This window comes from Streptomyces sp. NPDC001093 (assembly GCF_040298985.1).
In the GTDB taxonomy this organism is placed as follows: domain Bacteria; phylum Actinomycetota; class Actinomycetes; order Streptomycetales; family Streptomycetaceae; genus Streptomyces.
Window position 1 is genome coordinate 39,299 of sequence record NZ_JBEPBF010000033.1, and the last position, 17,136, is coordinate 56,434.

The window sequence follows — 17,136 nt, forward strand, 5'->3', positions numbered from 1 at the left end:
GCGTCCCTGCGAGGACCTCGCCGCCTCGCTTGCCCCGCCCGCGGCGGCGACCGGTCAGCGCGACGGCGAGCCGTCGGCAAGGCCCCGGTTCCAGGCTGGGCCGCGTAGGGACCACCGCGGCCGGCCTCCGCGGGCGGTCCCGGGGCGGATCACGCCGCACCTTGACGGAAAGGCGACCGTACATGCAAGCAACTGGACGGCTGTCCGTATCGGTCCTCGGCGCCGGACTCATCGGTATGGACCTGGTGACCAAGATCATGCGCTCGGACTGTCTCGACCTGCGGCTCGTCGCGGGGCGGCACGACGCCGCCGAGCTGCGGCGGGCGGCCCGGCGCGGGCTGCCGGTGGCGACCGGGGGCATCCAGTCCCTCGTCGACGCCGAGGAGGACTTCGACGTGGTGTTCGACGCCACCAACGCGTCGTTCCACGCCGAGCACGCGGAGAGGCTCGCGGCGTCCGGGGCGATGATCGTCGACCTGACGCCCAGCAGGGTCGGGCAGATGATCGTCCCGTCCGTCAACCGGGAGGACATCGGCTCCCACCGCGACATCAGTATGGTGACCTGCGGCGGGCAGGCGTGCGTACCGATCCTGCACGCGATCGCGAGAGTGCACGAGATCGACTGCGTCGAGGTCGTGACCACGGCCGCCACCCTGAGCGTGGGCCGCGCCTCGCGCCTGAACCTCGACGAGTACGTGCAGACCACGCAGGACGCGATCCGCTGGTTCACCGGCGTCGAGGACGTGAAGGCGCTCGTCAACATCAGCCCCGCCCGGCCCGCGGCCACCTTCAGGGTCGCCATGTACCTGCGGGGCCGGGACCTCACCACCGACTCGGTGCGCGCGCTGGTGACGAGAGCGGCTGACGAGATCCGTACGTACGTCAAGGGATTCGGCGTCAGCGTGTGCACCGTCAACGACTCCACGGCCTTCGTCTCCGTGGAGGTCACCTCGTCCGGCGACCGGCTGCCGCACTACGCCGGGAATCTCGACATCATCAATTCCGCCGCGATCCAGGCCGCCGAGTGTTACGCGGCGGACCGGCTCGCACTGGCAGGCAGGGAGACGGCATGAGCCAGGAAGCGGGCAGGCCGGTCCAGATCCACGACCCGACGCTGCGCGACGGCCAGCACGCCGTGCGGCACAGCCTCGGCGCGGAGCAGTTCCGCGCCTATCTGAAGGCCGCGGACGCCGCGGCCGTCCCGGTCGTCGAGGTCGGCCACGGCAACGGGCTGGCCGCCTCGTCCCTCCAGGTCGGCCGGGCCCGGCTGAGCGACGACGAGATGATGTCGATCGCCCGGGAGACCCTGACGACCAGCAAGCTCGGGGTCCTCATGTTCCCGGGCTGGGCCACCACCCAGGACATCAAGAACGCCCTCGCGTACGAGGTCGACCTGGTGCGCATCGCGACGCACTGCACCGAGGCCAGCGTCGCCGAGCGGCACCTCGGCTTCCTGCGCGACGAGGGCGTGGAGGCGCACGGCATCCTCCTGATGACGCACATGGCGAGCCCCGACCAGCTCGCCGAGGAGTGCGCGCGCCTGGTCGGGTACGGCGCCACCGGCGTGGGCATCCTCGACTCCTCGGGGCACTTCCTGCCCTCGGACGTCACGGCCCGCATCGAGGCCATCTGCGCCGCCGTCGACGTGCCGGTGATGTTCCACGGGCACAACAACCTCGGCATGGCCGTGGCGAACTCGATCGCGGCGGCTCAGGCGGGGGCCGGCATCCTCGACGCGTGTGCCCGGGGCTTCGGCGCCGGCGCCGGCAACACCCAGCTGGAGGTCCTGGTGCCGGTGCTGGAACGGCTGGGGTTCCGGACGGGCATCGACCTGTACCGGCTCCTGGACGCCGCGGACATCGCCGGGCGGGAGCTGATGCCGGCGCCGCCCACCATCGACTCCGTCTCCATCGTCAGCGGGCTGGCCGGCGTGTTCTCCGGGTTCAAGAAACCGGTGCTCGACATCGCAGCGCGGGAAGGGGTCGACCCGCGCGACGTCTTCTTCGAACTCGGCAGGCGTCAGGTGGTCGCGGGCCAGGAGGACCTGATCGTGGAGGTGGCGCTGGCCCTGCGCGCCGCCCGGGACGGGGGAAGCCCGGCGGGCCGTGGGACCGGCTCATGCTGACCGTGAACGAGAACTCCCGGTACTTCGTGCCGGCCCCCGCTGTGGGAAGCATCCTCGGGGAGGCCGAGCTGGCCGCGCTGGGCGAGGTCGTCCGCTCCGGCGAGAGCCTCTCGCAAGGGCGGTGGCGGGACGCGTTCGAGCGGGCGATGCGCGAGCACGTCGGCAGCCGGTACGCGATGACCGTCACCAGCGGCACCGTCGCCGTCGCGCTCGCCGTGCACCTGCTGGACCTCGCCCCCGGTGACGAGGTCATCGTGACCCCGCAGACCTTCAAGGCGACCGCCGACCCCTTGCTGGCCCACGATGTGACGGTCCGTTTCTGCGACGTGGAGCCGGACACCCTGAACGTGGACGTCGACTCGTTCGAGTCGCTGATCACCCCGCGGACCCGGGCCCTGATCCTGGTCCACTACGGCGGCCGGCCGGCCCGCATGGACGAGATCATGCGGGTGGCCCGCCGGCACGGCGTCCGGGTGATCGAGGACTGCGCGCACGCGCTGGGTGCCCTCTACCGCGGCCGGCGGCCCGGCGTGCTCGGCGACATCGGGTGCTTCAGCTTCCACTCCAGCAAGAACATCACGACGCTCGGCGAGGGCGGGATGCTCACCTTCGACGACCCCGAGTGGGCCGAGCGCGTCGACCGCATCCGCTCCAACGCCGCCGACGGGGCCCTCGTGCCGTCACCGCTGCTCGCCGGGCCGTACAAGCGCTCGGAGCCCTGGATGATGTGGGCGGGGGACTCGTACGAGAAGGAGTGCCTGCGCATCCGCCATCCCGGGAGCAACGCCACCCTCAGCGAGGCCGGGGCGGCCGTCGGGCTCGTCCAGCTGGAGCGTCTCGGGGAGCTGGCCGGGCGGCGGCGGTGGATCGCCGGGCGCCTCGCCCAGACCCTGGCCGAGTTCCCGCACGTGCGGCTGGCCGACGTGCCCGAGGACATCCACCACCCCTACCACCTGTTCACGTTCTTCGTCCGGCCGGGGCAGGGGGTGAGCCGCGAGGAGGTGATCCACGCCCTCGAAGACGCCGGGGTCCAGATGCAGGTGCGCTACTTCCCCCTGCATCTGCGCCCCGAGTGGCGGGGCCGGGGCCACCGGCTCGGCGAGTGTCCGGTCACCGAGCGGATCTGGTTCCACGAGCAGGTCAACCTGCCCTGCTACCCGTCGATGACCGACGGCCAGGTCGAGCACCTGGTGCTGGCCCTGAAATCAGCGCTCACCGGACGGCGGGACAACGGCGAGGGCGGCACGTCGAGTTACGAGGAGGCCCGGGCATGACGGAGTCCTATGACGTGGTGGTCGTGGGAGGCGGGCCCGTCGGCCTGGCCGCCGCCTGGCAGGTCGCCGAGCGCGGCCGGCGGGTCCTGGTCCTGGAGCGGCACACGTTCTTCAACGAGTCCGTGGGCACCAGCGGCGCCGAGCGGCACTGGCGGCTCCAGTACACGCAGGAGGACCTGTTCCGCCTGACGCTGGAGACCCTTCCGCTGTGGCGCGCGCTGGAGAGCCGCTGCGAGCGCCGCCTCATCCACGAGATCGGCAGCCTCTGGTTCGGGGACGTCGACGTCGTCACCAACGAGGGCCAGATATCGGGGACCGCCGAGATGATGGACAAGCTCTCGGTGCGCTACGAGTGGCTCAAGGCCACCGACATCGAGCGGCGGTTCGGCTTCCGCGGCCTGCCCCGGGACTATGAGGGGTTCCTCCAGCCCGACGGCGGGACCATCGACGTCAGGGGGACGCTGGCGGCGCTCTTCACCCTCGCCCAGGCGGCCGGCAGTGTCCTGCGCGCCGGTGAGACGGCGACGGAACTCGTGCCGGACGCGGACGGCGTGAGCGTCACCACCGACCGGGGCACCTACCGCGCCGGCAAGGTCGTACTGGCCTGCGGCCCCTACACCAACGACCTGCTGGAGCCGCTGGGGGCGCGCCTGGCGTACTCGGTGTACGAGATGGCCATCGCGGCCTACCGGCAGGCCCGGCCGGTGGACGAGGCGCCGTTCTGGTTCGCCTTCCAGCAGCCGACGCCGCAGGACACCAACCTGTTCTACGGGTTCGGCCACAACCCGTGGGCGCCCGGGGAGTTCGTGCGCTGCGGGCCGATCTTCGAGGTGGACCCGCTCGGCCACCCGTCGGCGGCCACCGGCGTCGCCGACCGGCGCCAGATGGACCGGCTCTCGGGCTGGCTGCGGGACCATCTGCCCACCGTCGATCCCGACCCGGTGCGGACCTCGACCTGCCTGGCCGTGCTGCCCACGGACCCCGAACGGCAGTTCTTCCTCGGCACTGCGCGAGACCTGATGACGCACGGGGACAAGCTCGTCGTCTACGGGGCGGGCTGGGCGTTCAAGTTCGTCCCGCTGTTCGGCCGGATCTGCGCCGACCTGGCCGTGGACGACTCCACCGCGTACGACATCTCACGGCTCGCCCCGCAGTCGGCTGTCTGACGTGGCCGCGAGAAAGGAAGGTGACAGGGCGTGAGTTCATTCCGTCCCGAGGATCCCGGCCTCCCGAGGATTCCGCCGGATCGCGCGCGGGAGTACCGCGACCGCGGGTGGTGGCGTCCCGAGCGAGTCGACCGGCTGGTGCTGCGGCACGTGGACGAGGATCCCGAGAAAGATGCCGTCCGCGGCCCCGGCGGTCGGCTGACCCGGCGCGAGCTGGCGGACGCCGTCGCCGGCGCCGCCGCCCGGCTGTCCGCCCTGGGGATCGCGCGCGGGGACCGTGTCCTGGTCCAGCTCCCCAACGACCTGGAGCTGGTCGTCCTGCCGCTGGCGCTGATGCGGCTGGGCGCCCACCCGGTCATGGCGGTACCCACGCTGCGCCGCCGCGAGCTGCTGGCGGCCGTGGCGGCCACCCGGCCCACGGCCGTGGCCGTACCGCGCCGCTGGCAGCGCTTCGACCATGTCGCGCTGGCGAGGGAGCTGCGGGAGAGCTGCCCGGGCATCCGGCACATCCTGGTCGCCGACCGCACCTCGGACACGGTTCCGGAAGACACCGAGGACCTGGTCGAGCTGTGCCGTCCGGACCCCGGGGCAAGTCCCCTGCCCGACCTGGGGCCGCCGCTGGCCGACGAGCCCGCCGTCTTCCTGCTGTCCAGCGGGACCACCGGCCCGCCGAAGGCGATCGCGCGCGCCCACGAGGGCTACGGCTACATGATCCGCACGGCCGCCCGGTGGGCCGGGCTGTCGCCGGACACGGTCTACCTCGCCGTCATGTCGGGGGCGCACGGATTCGTCCTCAACTGCCCCGGCATCTTCGGCGTCCTGGCCTTCGGCGGCCGGGTGGTCCTGGGCTCGCCGGGAGATCCCGGCGCGGCGCTCGACCTCGTCGACCGGGAGGGGGTGACGCACACGACGCTGGTACCCGCGCTGGTCACCCAGTGGCTGAACGAGGTCCGGCAGCGGGGCCGCGGGCCGACGTCGCTGCGCGTGATGCAGGCCGGCGGCGCCCGTCTGGAGCCCGCCCCGGCGGCCGAGGCGCACCAGCTGCTCGGCTGCACGGTGCAGCAGTGCTACGGCATGAGCGAGGGGCTGCTGACCTACACCGCACTGGACGACCCCGCTGACATCATCACCCACACCCAGGGGCGCCCGGCCTCACCCGGCGACGAGATCCGCATCGTGGCCGAGGACGGCACCGCGGTGACCCCCGGCGAGACGGGGGAGCTGCTGACCAGGGGCCCCTACACGGTCGCCGGGTACTACGCGGCACCGGAGGCCGACGCGCGCGCCTTCACCGACGACGGCTTCTACCGCACCGGCGACCTGGCACGCCTCCACCCCTCGGGCGGGCTGGTGGTGGAGGGCCGGATCGGCGACGTCATCAACCGCGGCGGGGAGAAGATCTCCGCCGGGGAGATCGAATCGCTGCTCGCCGAGCACCCCTTGCTGCGGGCGGTCGCGGCGGTCGCGATGCCGCACCCGGTGTGGGGGCAGACGGTCTGCGTCTTCGCCGTCCCCTCCGACCCGGAGAAACAGCCGACGCTGCTGGGCCTGCGCCGCTTCCTCACCGAGCACGGAATCGCCACGTACAAACTGCCCGAGGAATTAAGGGTGGTGGACGCCCTCCCGATGATCGGCGTCGGCAAGATCAACCGGGTCGCGCTCCGCGAGGCGGCAGCGGACCGGCAGGCCCGAGAGGAACGGGAACCCATCCCATGACCGAGACACTCGACCACGACATTCCGTCGTTCCCGATGGCCCGCGAGTGCCCCATGCACCCGCCCGCCGAGTACCGCAAGCTGCGCGGGCAGGAGCCGGTCAGCCGGGTCCGGATGCCCGACGGGCAGGTGGCCTGGCTGGTCACCAAGCACGAGCTGGCCCGCAGACTGCTCGCCGACCCGCGGGTCAGCGCCGACCGCCTGCACCCGGCGTTCCCGGGCCGGCTGACCGCCGAGCAGCGCGCGGCGGCCGAGCGCGTGCGCCGGCTCAGCACCCGGCGGTCCATGATCCACCTGGACGGGGCCGAGCACGGGGCCCACCGCAAGATCCTGACCGGCGAGTTCTCGCTGCGCCGGATCGCCGCGCTGCGCCCGCGCGTCCAGGAGATCGTCGACCGGAGCATCGACGAGTTGCTGGCCGCGCCGCAGCCCGCCGACCTCGTCGAGCACGTGTCGCAGGCGGTGCCGTCGCTGGTGATCTGCGAGCTGCTGGGCGTGCCCCACGAGCAGCGCCGCGACTTCCACGAGTGGGCGGGCATGCTGGTCAGCCGGTCCGTGTCGATACGGGAGCGCGCCGCGGCCTCCGACTCGCTCAACGACTTCCTGGAGGACCTCGTCACCGAGAAGGAGCGGGGCGAGCCCACCGACGACCTGATCGGCCGGCTCATCGCGCGCAACCGGCAGACACCGGTCATGACGCACGACGAGATCGTCGGCACCGCCGTCATGCTGCTGATCGCCGGGCACCAGACCACCGCGAACATGATCTCGCTGGGCGTGGTCGCGCTGCTGGAGAACCCGGAGCACAGGGCGCGGATCGTGGCCGAACCCGCGCTGCTGCCCCTGGCGATCGAGGAGATGCTGCGCTACTTCAGCGTCGTGGAGAACGCGCCCGCCCGGGTCGCCACCGAGGACATCGAGATCGGCGGCGTCACGATCCGCAAGGACGAGGGCATCGTCGTGTCCGGCCTGGCCGCCGACTGGGACGACGAGGTCTTCGAGCACCCGGACCGGCTCGACTTCGAGCGCGGCGCGCGCCACCACGTCGCCTTCGGGTACGGGGTCCACCAGTGCCTCGGGCAGAACCTGGCCCGGGTGGAGCTGGAGGTCGTGTTCGAGACGCTGCTGCGGCGGGTGCCGGACCTGTCGCTGGCCGTGCCGGCCAAGGAGCTGCCGTACAAGGACGACGCCGGGATCTACGGCATCTACCGGGTGCCGGTGCACTGCTGAGGGAAGGGGCACGCCCGTGCACATCACCACGGACAGGGAGCGGTGCGTCGGCGCCGCCCAGTGCGTCCTGGCGGCGCCCGCCGTCTTCGACCAGGACGAGGAGGGGCTGGTCGCGCCGCTGACGGTGGATCCGGCCGGGGCGGACGGGCCGGCCGTCCGTCAGGCGGTCCACCTGTGCCCGTCGTCGGCCATCCGGATCGACGAGGAGTGACCGGGAGGAGCGAGGGGATCCACCGACGGAAGCCGCCGTCCGAGACAGCTCGGGCGGCGGCTTCCGTCGGTGTTTGGCTGTCGGTGCCCGGCCGGGGTTCGCCGGCTACTCGAAGAAGCCCATGACGACCGACCGCCGCACCAGGCCCCGCCCCGCGCTGACCGGCGCCATCTGGTGCCAGGACGAGGGCGACGCCGAGTAGAACCAGGCGGTGCCTCCCGTCGGGGGCATCGTCGAGGCGGGGCCGGCCGACCTGTCCGGGCCGGACCAGTACTCCTGTTCTCCGCCGCCGTCGGCCGGCCAGTGCTCGTTGGTGTGCAGTTCGAAGGCGAGTCTCTTGTGCTGTTTGCCGACGCTGAGGTCCTCGAAGTCGCCGTCGTAGTGGTGGTAGATCTCGGCCCGGCGGTGGAGCCCGGTGGTGTTCACCCCGGTCTCGCGGCGCAGCCAGTCGGTGAACTCGTCGGACAGCAGGTCGGTGACCAGTTCGCGCCAGGGCGCCGCCAGAGGGAGGTCATCGGGGGTGAGGCCGGTCTTGTTGTCGGCGAACGGCAGCACGGACGAGCGGTAGCGGCGCCGTACGTCACCGGTCGAGGTGTCGATCCGCTGGAACAGGCCCGCGTCCGGCGCGGTGGCGCCGAGGTCGGCCAGGTCGCGCGCGCAGATCAGACCGGCGCCGCGGAAGTGCCTGAAGGGGTGGTCCCACGTTTCGAGCCGGACGTCCAGGTTGATCAAGACTCACACCTCTCAGCGGCCGGCGTGTGCACCGGTTCGGGTATCAGGGCTGCCCCGCCAGTCTCACCGCCGCGCTTGCCGTGTGATGGCGCGCCGGTTTGCGAAGACCTTGCCGATCCCCGGCAGCGGCCGGGCAGCGAACCGACAAGGGGTCGGCAGGGGCCCGCGTACAGGCTGTGGCCAGGTCGGGCCCCGGCCGTCCCGGGACCCCCGCATCGACCCGAAGGAGACACCGTGGTGCTGACGCTCGACTCGGCGCTGGAGGAACGTACCCAGCCGTTCCAGCTCTTCCGCGGCCGTGACCTGCTCGACGACGGGCAGCTGAAGGAGTTGCTCGCGACCATGCCGACCGCCGACGTCGCGAAGATCGCGGTCGAGGACCCCAAGCACGAGAAGCAGTACCGGATGAACCTCGTGGACCTCATCGTCCTGGAGAAGGAAGCCCCGGTCTTCCCCCGCCTGCCCGCGATCTGGCGCGACCTCGTGGAGGACCTGCGGGGCGCCGAGTTCACCGCCTGGCTGGAGAAGTCGACCGGGATCGCGCTGGCCGGCCTGCAACGCAGCATCGGCCTCTACACCCACCGCAACGGCGACTACCTGTCGGTGCACAAGGACAAGCCGACCAAGGCGATCACCGTGATCCTCTACCTGAACCGTGACTGGCCCATCGAGGCGGGCGGGCAGTTCCAGATCTTCGCGTCCCCCAAGGCGGGCCCCACGGAGGAGATCAGCCCGGTCGGCGGCCAACTGCTCGCCTTCCCGCCCACCGACAAGTCGTGGCACGCGGTCTCGAAGATCGAGCACCCGGAGGGGACCGAGCGGATCACGGTCCAGATCGAGTACTGGCTGACCACCGGGCTCGCGGGCTCCGCGTACCGGCCGCAGAGCTGACCGTCCGGCGCCCGGCACCGAAAGGACCCCCCATGGGAAAGATTGTGGACGAACCCCGGAAGATCCTCGTGATCTGGCCGCCGCAGGTGCTCAGCTACTTCAACGCGGGGCACCACCTCGCGCTTTACCAGGTCGCCGGTCACCTGCGCGCCGTCTACCCGGGCGCCCAGGTGACCGCCATCGACGCCAGTGTCGAGCGGCTGACGTGGAAGGACCTCGGCAGCAGGCTCTTCCAGGAGCGGTACGACGTGATCGCCGTGATGAACGAGTTCGACGGCATCGACGGACTGCGCCGGCTCGTCTCCTACGCGCGGGCGCTGAACCCGGACGCCCCGATCGTCACGTTCGGCAGGCTGTCCGGGGTCAACCCCCGCTTCTTCGAGCGCTTCGACATCGACGCGATCGTGGAGACCGGCGACTTCGAGGCCGGTGTCGGCGCCGCGATCGAGACCTTCCGGGGCCGTGCGTCGGACGCGGCGGGGGTGCACCTGCGGCGCGACGGCTCCTGGGCCGCTCCGAAGCGCCGCGGTGACCTGCTTCCGGCTGAGGACTGGTACCTGCCGACGCCCGACGAGATCCCGTACGGGCACTACGACGCCCTCTACTTCGACGACGCGAACAAGTTCTGCGGCATCCCGCGCCGCCGCGAACTGGTCGTCCCGGCGGCTCGCGGGTGCCCGGTCGGCTGCTCCTACTGCGAGGTGCCGCTGATCTACACGAGGAAGGAACGGCGGCTCACGGTCGAGCGGACGCTCCGGTACATCGAGGAGTCGTTCGCCGCGGCGCCGTTCGAGTACGTGGCGTTCTACGCGCCGACGTTCACGCTGGACAAGAAGTGGATTGAGGAGCTCTGCCGGGAGCTGACCGGCCGGGGGTCCCCGTACCCGTGGAAGTGCGCGACGACGATCCACCACCTCAGCGAGGGGATGATCCGGTCGATGGGGGCGGCCGGCTGCGTCCGGATCAGCGTCGGTCTGGAGACGCTCGACCCGCAGGAGGGCGCGTTGCTGCCCCGGCCGAAGCAGAAGTCCGCGATGGACCTCGACCGGCTCTCGGCCTGGTGCAAGGAGTCGGGCATCGAGCTGAACTGCTTCGTCATCGTCGGACTGCCCGGCACCACGATCGAGGGTGCCGAGCGGACCATCGAGGCCGTCCAGGAGCGCGGGGGCCGGGCCCGGCCGACCGTGTACGCCCCCTGGGAGCTCGCGGGCCCCGACCTCCTCGATCACGAGATGGCCGCGTTCAACCGGCAGTTGTTCGTGCCGGGCACCCACGCGCTGACCGACGAGGAGCTGGCCCGGGGCTACGACATCGTCTTCGGCAGCCAGCCGGACGTCACGCAGGTGTTCGAGAACATCCCCGCCCGCGCCGCCGGCCCGGCCCTGCGCCCGGCATGAGGGACGAGACGCTCGTGACGGCGCGGGAAGGGGCGGGCTCCCCCTTCCTGCGGGAGAGCGCCGGCCGGTTCCGCAGCCGGCGCGTCCGGGTCCCCGACGAGATCAACCTCAAGAACTGCGGGCTGCTCGACAGCCGGGCGGCGGCGGTGCACCGGGCCACGCTGGATCGGTTCGACCCGAACGACGTGCTGACCTACCCCATCCTCCAGCCGGTCTACGGCATGCTGGCCGACCGGTTCGGGGTGGACGTCGACTCGCTCGTGCTCACCGCGGGCAGCGATCCGGGGCTGAACCTGCTGACCCGGGCGTTCCCGGAGGTGTCGCGGATCGTCCTGCACCAGCCGAACTTCGACGGCTGGGCGAAGTTCGCGGCGATCTCGGGCTGTGTCCTCGACCCGGTCGCCCCGGACCCGGAGACCGGCCTGTTCGACCTCCGTGACCTGGCGCGGCGGCTGCGCGCGGGTGCGCCGGCGTTCGTCGTCGTCACCACCCCTCACAGCTTCACCGGGCAGGTGCACGGTGCGGAGGAGCTGGCCGAGCTGGCGGACGCCGTGGCGGAGCACGGCAGTCTCCTGGTCGTGGACACCGCCTACCTGGCGTTCACCGAGGGCGGCGAGGAGCTGGTGCGCGGGCTCGCCGGTCTGCGGCACGTCGTCCGCGTCAACACGTTCTCCAAGTGCTATGGCCTGTCGGGTGCCCGGATCGCGGTGACGGTCGCGCACCCGGCGACCGCCCGGCACCTGTTCGACCTGGACCCGGAGGGCTCGGTCTCCGCTCTGGCGGTCGCGCTGCTGCGGCGTTCGCTGGAGGAGCAGGCCGTCTTCACCGGGATCTGGGCCGACGTGCGACGGCTGCGGGAGCGGTTCGCGGCCGAGGTCGAGCGCGCGGTGCCCGGCTGGCGCGCCCGGCCGAGCGGCGGGAACTTCGTGACCTGGGACGTCCCCGACCCGACGGCCGCCGAGGCCGCGAGCCGGCACCTCCTGGAGCGGGGGATCGTCGTACGGGACCTGTCGGGCGCGCCGGGGCTGCCGGCCGCCGTCCGTATCGCGGTCGCGAACGAGGCCGTCGTCCGTCAGGTCGTCGCCGCCCTGAGCGACCGGTACCGCGAAGGGATGGCATGAACACCCGGAGGATCATGGTCCCGGGCCTGCCCAACGTGCGTGACCTGGGCGGGCTGCGCGGTCCCGGCGGGGGGTACCTGCGGCGGGGGCTCCTCGTCCGGGGGCCGGCGCCGTCGCCGGAGACGGCGCCGGCGCTGGGCGGGCTGGGCATCCGTACCGTCGTCGACCTGCGCCTGGAGGAGGAACGCCGGCAGTACCGGGGGCCCGAGTGCACGGGCGCGACCGTGCTGCCTCGGCCCGTGGCCGGCGACATGAGCCGTATCCGGGGCAATGTGCGGCCCCGGCCCAGCGACTACCTCGCGAACTACCGCGACATGCTGACCAGGGCGGCGCCGGTCGCGGCGGAGATCGTGGACCTGCTCGCCGACGGGGCGGAGGTCCCCGTCTACATCTGCTGCGCGATGGGCAAGGACCGCACCGGCGTGGTCAGCGCCCTGGTCCTGCGGGCGCTCGGGGTGCGGACGGCGGACGTCGCCCGGGACTACGCCCTGACCGCCCGCGCCTACCGCGCCCTGCGCGGCGCCGACGCCCGCCCGGGCTGGACCCGCGAGGACACCCTCGCGCAACTGCGGCTGCGGACCTCCACGCCGGCGGCGACGATGCGCTCGCTGATCGCCGGGATCGAAGCCGAACACGGCAGCGTCGCCCGGCTGCTCACGCTCCACGGCCTCCGGGAGGAGACCCGGCTGCGCACGGTCGCCGGCGCGTTCACCCACCCCGTCCACCTGTGAGGAAGAAGACGTGTCCCTCGTCGACATCGAGACCATCAGCGGGGCCGAGCTGGAACAGGACCCGTTCGGCCACGCCGTGATCCCCCGCTCGTTCGTCACGGACGCCGTCGCCGAGAGCCTGCGCGGCGAGTTCAGCGACGACGGCTTCGAGGAGTCCGAGCGCACGGACCTGAACCGGTCCGACAAGCAGTACCGGATGTTCAACCGCAACCTCGTCACCGCCGGCGCGGTCGACGAGGGCCAGGTGCGCACGCTCCCCGCGAACTGGCGGCAGCTCGTCGCGGACGTCGTCTCCCGGCCCTACCGCGAGGCGCTGTCCGCGCTCACCGGCGTGGACCTGGAACGGTGCCTGGTCGAGGCCCGCATGACCCGCTACGCCCGGGGCTGCTGGATCGAGCCGCACACCGACCGCCCGGACAAGGCGGTGACCCACCTCTTCTACTTCAACGACGGGTGGGACCCGCGGTGGAGCGGTGACCTGCGGCTGCTGCGCAGCGCCGACATGGACGACTGCGCGAAGCGGGTGGCGCCGACCACCGGGACGTCCGTCGTGCTCGTCCGCTCGGACCGGTCCTGGCACGGCGTCCCGCCGGTCGCCGACACCTGCCCCGTGGACCGGCGGGCGCTGCTCGTGCACTTCGTCCGCCCGTGACCCCGTTCCGGATCGGCCGGGGGCGGGAGACGCCCGGGAAGCGCACCTACCTGGTGGCGCTGACCGTCGACTGCGTGGGCAACGGCCTGTGGACGCCGGTCGCGTTGATCTTCTTCACCCGGGGGCAGCACCTCCCCCTGGCGCACGTCGGTGCCGCGCTGACGGTCGGCGGGCTCCTCGGCCTGCTGGCGGGGCCGGTGAACGGCCTGCTGGTGGACCGGTGGGGCCCGGCGAACGGCGCGGCCCTGAGCTACGCCGTGCGCACCGGGGTGTTCGCGCTGTTCCCCTTCGTCTCCGCGACTTGGCAGGTCGGCGTGCTCGCCGTCGTCGCGGTCGGCGCGGACCGGCTGTTCTGGACGGCCAGCACCCCGCTGCTGGCCCGGCTGGTCCCGGCCGAGGCGCTCCTCGGCGTGCTGAGCACGGCGAGCGTGCTGAAGGTCGGCGGGTGGGCGGCGGGCGGCGCGATGGGCGCGGCCGCCGGGAGCCTGCTGATCGACAGCGGTACGGGACTGCACCTGGTCGCGTACGCCAACGGCCTCACCTACGCGGCGGCCATGGGCCTGGTGCTCACGGTGCGCCGGCACGTCCGGCCGTCCCCCGGGGCCGAGCCCTCGGCCGACGGGCGGGCGTGGCGGTGGCGCGACCTGCGGGACGACCCCGGGTTCCTGCGGCTGTGCCTGCTGACGCTGTTGCTGGCGTTCGTCTCCGACTGCCTGACGACGATGCTCCCGGTGGTTGCCGTCGTGGTGCTGGGGCAGCCGTCGTGGGTGCCGGGGGTGGTGATCGCCGTCGCCTGCGTGGCGATGGCCGTGGCCCGGCGGCCCGCGGTCGCCTACGCGCAGCGCGTCTCCGCCCCGCCGGCGTTGCGCCTGGCGGCCTGCTTCTTCACCCTGGCGGCCCTGGTCATGGCACCGTCCGGCTGGACGGGGCCGGCCACCACCGCGGTCGTCCTCGGCGCGGCGCTGATCGGCACGCTCGGCGACGCGCTGTTCGCCCCCGTCGTCACCACGACGGCGAACGCCGCCGCGCCGCCCGGTCTGGAGGGCCGCTACAACGCGACGTTCCAGACGTCCTTCGGGATCGCGGGCGCCGTCGCCCCGGCGGCCGGGACGGTGCTGCTGGCCCACGGGACCGCCGTCCTGTGGCTCGGCCTGGCCGTCGTCTGCGCGGGGACGGCCCTGTCGGCCGGGTTCCTCACGCGGCCGACGCGGCCGGTGGCGCCCGGGCAGGCACCGATGCGGCGGATCGTCGTCGGCGGGATCTCCGGCGCGGGCAAGACCACGCTGGCCGCCGCCCTCGCCGGGGCGCTGGACATCCGGCACATCGAGATGGACGCGCTCTACCACGGGCCCGGGTGGACCCACCGCGCGGAGTTCGCGGACGACGTGGAGCGCGCCACGCGGGCACCGGCGTGGATCTGCGACGCCCAGTACCACTGGGTCGTCGGCGACCTGCTCGGCGAGCGCGCCGACACGTTCGTCTGGCTCGACCTGCCCCGCCGGACCGTCATGCGCCGCGTTCTGCGGCGCTCGGTGGTCCGCGCCGCCACCGGCCGGGAGCTGTGGCACGGCAACCGGGAGACCTGGCGGTCGATGCTGCGCAACCCGCGCCACCCGCTGCGCTGGGCCTGGTCCCAGCACGCCACCCGGCGGGCCGAGACGGCCGCTTTCCTCGGCCTGCACCCCGGCCTCGCCGTCGTCCACCTGACCAGTGCGAGTCAAGCGCGGCAGTGGCTGCGTTCGATCGAGCACCGGCCCCTTTCGCCCGTCCCCTCACCACTCAGCGCAGGAGGTACCCCCATGCAGGACCGTCGGCGAGAACCCGCTCCCCCGGGCGAGCCGCTGCTGGAGATCCACGGCGGGAACCGGCTCTCCGGGTCCGTCCGCACCTCCGGGTTCAAGCACTCCCTGGTCACCACGGTGGCCGCCGCGGCCACCGCGAGCGCGCCGGTGCGCATCGGGAACTGCCCGGACATCGTCGAGACGACGGTGCTGGGCGAGATCTTCCGCGCGGCGGGCGCGCACGCGCACTACGACGGGCCGGCCGAGACGTTCACCGTCGACGCGTCCGCCTGGGACCGCGCGGAGCTGCCGGCCGATCTCGTCGGCCGCATCCACGGCTCGCTCTACCTGCTGCCCGCCCTCGTCTCGCGCAACGGCGTGGCCCGGCTGCCCGCGAGCGGCGGCTGCACGATCGGCGAAGGCCCGCGCGGCAGGCCAGTCGAGCACATGCTGGACGTGATGGGGCGGTTCGGGGTCACCACCCGGCTGACGGCGGACGGCTCCGTGGACCTCACCGCGCAGCGGCTCACGCCGTGCACCATCGACATGCTCGACTACACGCGCAACAAGGCGCTCATGAGCGGGCCCTGCTACAGCGGTGCGGTCAAGACCGCGCTGCTGATGGGCGCGGTCACGCAGGGGACGACCACGCTGCACCACCCGTACCTCAAGCCCGACGTGACCGACATGGTCACCGTGCTCCGTGACCTCGGCGCCGACATCGAGTTCGCCGGGCCCGAGACGTGGGTGATCCACGGGCGGGGCCCTCAGGCGCTGGACCGGCCCGCCGACGTCACGCTGATCCCCGACCTGATCGAGGTGGTCACCTGGATCTGCGCCGGCGTCCTGCTGGCGGACGAGCCGCTGCGGATCACCGGCCCGGGCATCGACCGCGCGGTCCACGCGCTCGCGCCCGAGTTCGACCTGCTGGACCGCATGGGGGTGCGCGTCGACGTCGGCGCCGACGAGGTGACCGCGCACCCGCTGGCGAAGCCGTTGCGGCCGGTGGAGTTCACCGCCATGTCGCGCGGCGTGTTCAGCGACAACCAGCCCTTCTTCGCCCTGCTGGCGGCGTACGCCGAAGGCCCCACCCACATCAGGGAGGCCGTCTGGGAGCACCGCTTCGGCTTCGCCCCGGAGCTGGAGGCGCTCGGCATGCGGACGGCGGTCGACGACACGGTCCTGCGCGTCGACGGCCCCTGCCCGCCGTACCGGCCCGGCACCGACCTCCACGCCACCGACCTGCGGGCCGCCGCGGTCCTGCTGCTCGCCGCGCTCGCGGTACCGGGCCGGACCACGCTGCGCAGCCACCACCACCTGGCCCGCGGTTACCGCGACCTGGTCGAGGACCTGGTGAAGCTGGGCGCCGACATCCGGCACACGACGGCGCCCGACGTCCGGCCGAAGCTCACGGCGGGGGCCGGTGCGGACCCGGCCTGACGTCCTGAGCCGCGACCGCGACGGGGCCCTGCTGGAGTAAGGAGGCCCTGGGCGCGCTCGCCACCACCGCCCGTCCGGGCGGGCGCGCCCCAGCCTCATGAGTCCAGGAACCGCTCCTCCACGTACTCGCCGGGCGCCGGGGTCGGGGGGACGTACGCGAGCGCCGACGCACGGTGTTCCGTGTACGGGTGCAGGTCGTCCCTCGTCGTGAGACGTTCCTGGACCCGGGTGAAGAGGGTGGGGTCGCGCATGTAGGCGAGGAAGAGGAGGCCCTGGTCGGCGGGTCCGTTGTCGTACGTGTAGCCCCGGCGGAGCATGCGCGCGCCGCCGTCGTAGCGGGGGCTGGCGGCGCGGACGTGGGCGTGCAGGGGGGTCGTGTAGCGGCCTTCGGGGGTTTTGGAGAAGACGTCCACGTCGTCGTGTTCGTGCCGGCGTCCAAGGGGCGCGCCGGAGTCCCGGTGCCGGCCGATCGTCTGTTCCTGGACGGTGAGGCAGAGGCTCGTGAACTCCTTCACCTTCAGGTGGATACGGCGGACCACGAGGTACGTCGCGTCGTCCGCCCAGACCCGGCGTTCGCACTCCTCGAGGTGGGGTTCTCCGTGCCGTCCTTGAATCCGAGGAGGTTGCGGGGGGTCTGGCCGGGGGGGTGTCGGGGGAAGGTGGGCGGGCT

At 72.7% G+C, this 17,136-nt stretch carries 15 protein-coding genes; 13 read left to right on the top strand and 2 right to left on the bottom strand.

Features of this window, described 5'->3' with window-relative positions; translation table 11 throughout:
- Window positions 1–182 precede the first annotated feature (182 nt).
- From ABT288_RS18740 to ABT288_RS18770, 7 genes are read left to right on the top strand one after another with little or no spacing between them, the layout of a single operon-like run.
- Window positions 183–1,073 (top strand): acetaldehyde dehydrogenase (acetylating), encoded by an 891-nt coding sequence (locus ABT288_RS18740; RefSeq protein ID WP_351608692.1) that lies wholly within the window; start codon window positions 183–185, stop codon window positions 1,071–1,073.
- Entirely contained in the window at window positions 1,070–2,125 is a 1,056-nt protein-coding gene (gene dmpG / locus ABT288_RS18745) for a 4-hydroxy-2-oxovalerate aldolase (RefSeq protein ID WP_351608695.1), read from the top strand. Before ABT288_RS18740 ends, dmpG begins: the two co-directional genes overlap by 4 nt.
- Window positions 2,119–3,399, top strand: coding sequence for a DegT/DnrJ/EryC1/StrS aminotransferase family protein (locus ABT288_RS18750; RefSeq protein ID WP_351608698.1), 1,281 nt, complete (start codon window positions 2,119–2,121; stop codon window positions 3,397–3,399). The genes dmpG and ABT288_RS18750 overlap by 7 nt, the downstream gene beginning before the upstream one ends.
- Complete coding sequence (locus ABT288_RS18755; RefSeq protein WP_351608701.1) at window positions 3,396–4,565, top strand: FAD-dependent oxidoreductase; 1,170 nt, start codon at window positions 3,396–3,398, stop codon at window positions 4,563–4,565. Before ABT288_RS18750 ends, ABT288_RS18755 begins: the two co-directional genes overlap by 4 nt.
- A 30-nt stretch (window positions 4,566–4,595) precedes the next feature.
- Window positions 4,596–6,281 carry an AMP-binding protein gene (locus ABT288_RS18760; protein WP_351608704.1) on the top strand — a complete coding sequence of 562 codons (1,686 nt, stop codon included), beginning with the start codon at window positions 4,596–4,598 and terminating at the stop codon, window positions 6,279–6,281.
- On the top strand, window positions 6,278–7,510 hold the full coding sequence (locus ABT288_RS18765) for a cytochrome P450 (protein WP_351608707.1): 1,233 nt from the start codon (window positions 6,278–6,280) through the stop codon (window positions 7,508–7,510). The genes ABT288_RS18760 and ABT288_RS18765 overlap by 4 nt, the downstream gene beginning before the upstream one ends.
- Window positions 7,511–7,526: 16 nt before the next feature.
- A complete protein-coding gene (locus tag ABT288_RS18770) occupies window positions 7,527–7,721 on the top strand; it encodes a ferredoxin (protein WP_351608710.1) in 195 nt (64 codons plus the stop codon).
- 105 nt (window positions 7,722–7,826) lie between these two features.
- Here the strand turns inward: ABT288_RS18770 and ABT288_RS18775 are convergent, their stop codons facing one another.
- Window positions 7,827–8,453, bottom strand: a complete 627-nt coding sequence (locus ABT288_RS18775) for a 2OG-Fe(II) oxygenase (RefSeq protein WP_351608712.1) — start codon at window positions 8,451–8,453, stop codon at window positions 7,827–7,829.
- A gap of 234 nt (window positions 8,454–8,687) precedes the next feature.
- On the opposite strand from ABT288_RS18775, the gene ABT288_RS18780 reads away from it, so the two are divergent.
- Genes ABT288_RS18780 through ABT288_RS18805 form a run of 6 tightly spaced genes read left to right on the top strand, consistent with a single transcriptional unit; the run spans window position 8,688 to window position 16,466 of the window.
- The gene (locus tag ABT288_RS18780) at window positions 8,688–9,344 is read left to right on the top strand and encodes a 2OG-Fe(II) oxygenase (protein ID WP_351608715.1); all 657 of its coding nucleotides are present in this window, start codon (window positions 8,688–8,690) and stop codon (window positions 9,342–9,344) included.
- A 32-nt stretch (window positions 9,345–9,376) separates the two neighbouring features.
- Window positions 9,377–10,741, top strand: coding sequence for a B12-binding domain-containing radical SAM protein (locus ABT288_RS18785; protein ID WP_351608718.1), 1,365 nt, complete (start codon window positions 9,377–9,379; stop codon window positions 10,739–10,741).
- Entirely contained in the window at window positions 10,738–11,862 is a 1,125-nt protein-coding gene (locus ABT288_RS18790; protein WP_351608721.1) for an aminotransferase class I/II-fold pyridoxal phosphate-dependent enzyme, read from the top strand. Before ABT288_RS18785 ends, ABT288_RS18790 begins: the two co-directional genes overlap by 4 nt.
- Complete coding sequence (locus tag ABT288_RS18795) at window positions 11,859–12,593, top strand: tyrosine-protein phosphatase (RefSeq protein WP_351608723.1); 735 nt, start codon at window positions 11,859–11,861, stop codon at window positions 12,591–12,593. Before ABT288_RS18790 ends, ABT288_RS18795 begins: the two co-directional genes overlap by 4 nt.
- Window positions 12,594–12,603: 10 nt before the next feature.
- Window positions 12,604–13,245 carry a prolyl hydroxylase family protein gene (locus tag ABT288_RS18800; RefSeq protein WP_351608726.1) on the top strand — a complete coding sequence of 214 codons (642 nt, stop codon included), beginning with the start codon at window positions 12,604–12,606 and terminating at the stop codon, window positions 13,243–13,245.
- Window positions 13,242–16,466, top strand: a complete 3,225-nt coding sequence (locus ABT288_RS18805) for a carboxyvinyltransferase (RefSeq protein ID WP_351608728.1) — start codon at window positions 13,242–13,244, stop codon at window positions 16,464–16,466. The genes ABT288_RS18800 and ABT288_RS18805 overlap by 4 nt, the downstream gene beginning before the upstream one ends.
- A 95-nt stretch (window positions 16,467–16,561) precedes the next feature.
- Here ABT288_RS18805 and ABT288_RS18810 read toward each other — a convergent pair whose 3' ends face one another.
- On the bottom strand, window positions 16,562–17,080 hold the full coding sequence (locus ABT288_RS18810; protein WP_351608789.1) for a Dyp-type peroxidase: 519 nt from the start codon (window positions 17,078–17,080) through the stop codon (window positions 16,562–16,564).
- Window positions 17,081–17,136 lie beyond the last annotated feature (56 nt).

Excerpts from the sequence above, each read along its gene's own strand:
- ABT288_RS18740 (WP_351608692.1), top strand. The coding sequence starts at position 183 with ATGCAAGCAACTGGACGGCTGTCCGTATCGGTCCTCGGCGCCGGACTC.
- dmpG (WP_351608695.1), top strand. The coding sequence starts at position 1,070 with ATGAGCCAGGAAGCGGGCAGGCCGGTCCAGATCCACGACCCGACGCTG.
- ABT288_RS18750 (WP_351608698.1), top strand. The coding sequence starts at position 2,119 with ATGCTGACCGTGAACGAGAACTCCCGGTACTTCGTGCCGGCCCCCGCT.
- ABT288_RS18755 (WP_351608701.1), top strand. The coding sequence starts at position 3,396 with ATGACGGAGTCCTATGACGTGGTGGTCGTGGGAGGCGGGCCCGTCGGC.
- ABT288_RS18765 (WP_351608707.1), top strand. The coding sequence starts at position 6,278 with ATGACCGAGACACTCGACCACGACATTCCGTCGTTCCCGATGGCCCGC.
- ABT288_RS18785 (WP_351608718.1), top strand. The coding sequence starts at position 9,377 with ATGGGAAAGATTGTGGACGAACCCCGGAAGATCCTCGTGATCTGGCCG.
- ABT288_RS18790 (WP_351608721.1), top strand. The coding sequence starts at position 10,738 with ATGAGGGACGAGACGCTCGTGACGGCGCGGGAAGGGGCGGGCTCCCCC.
- ABT288_RS18795 (WP_351608723.1), top strand. The coding sequence starts at position 11,859 with ATGAACACCCGGAGGATCATGGTCCCGGGCCTGCCCAACGTGCGTGAC.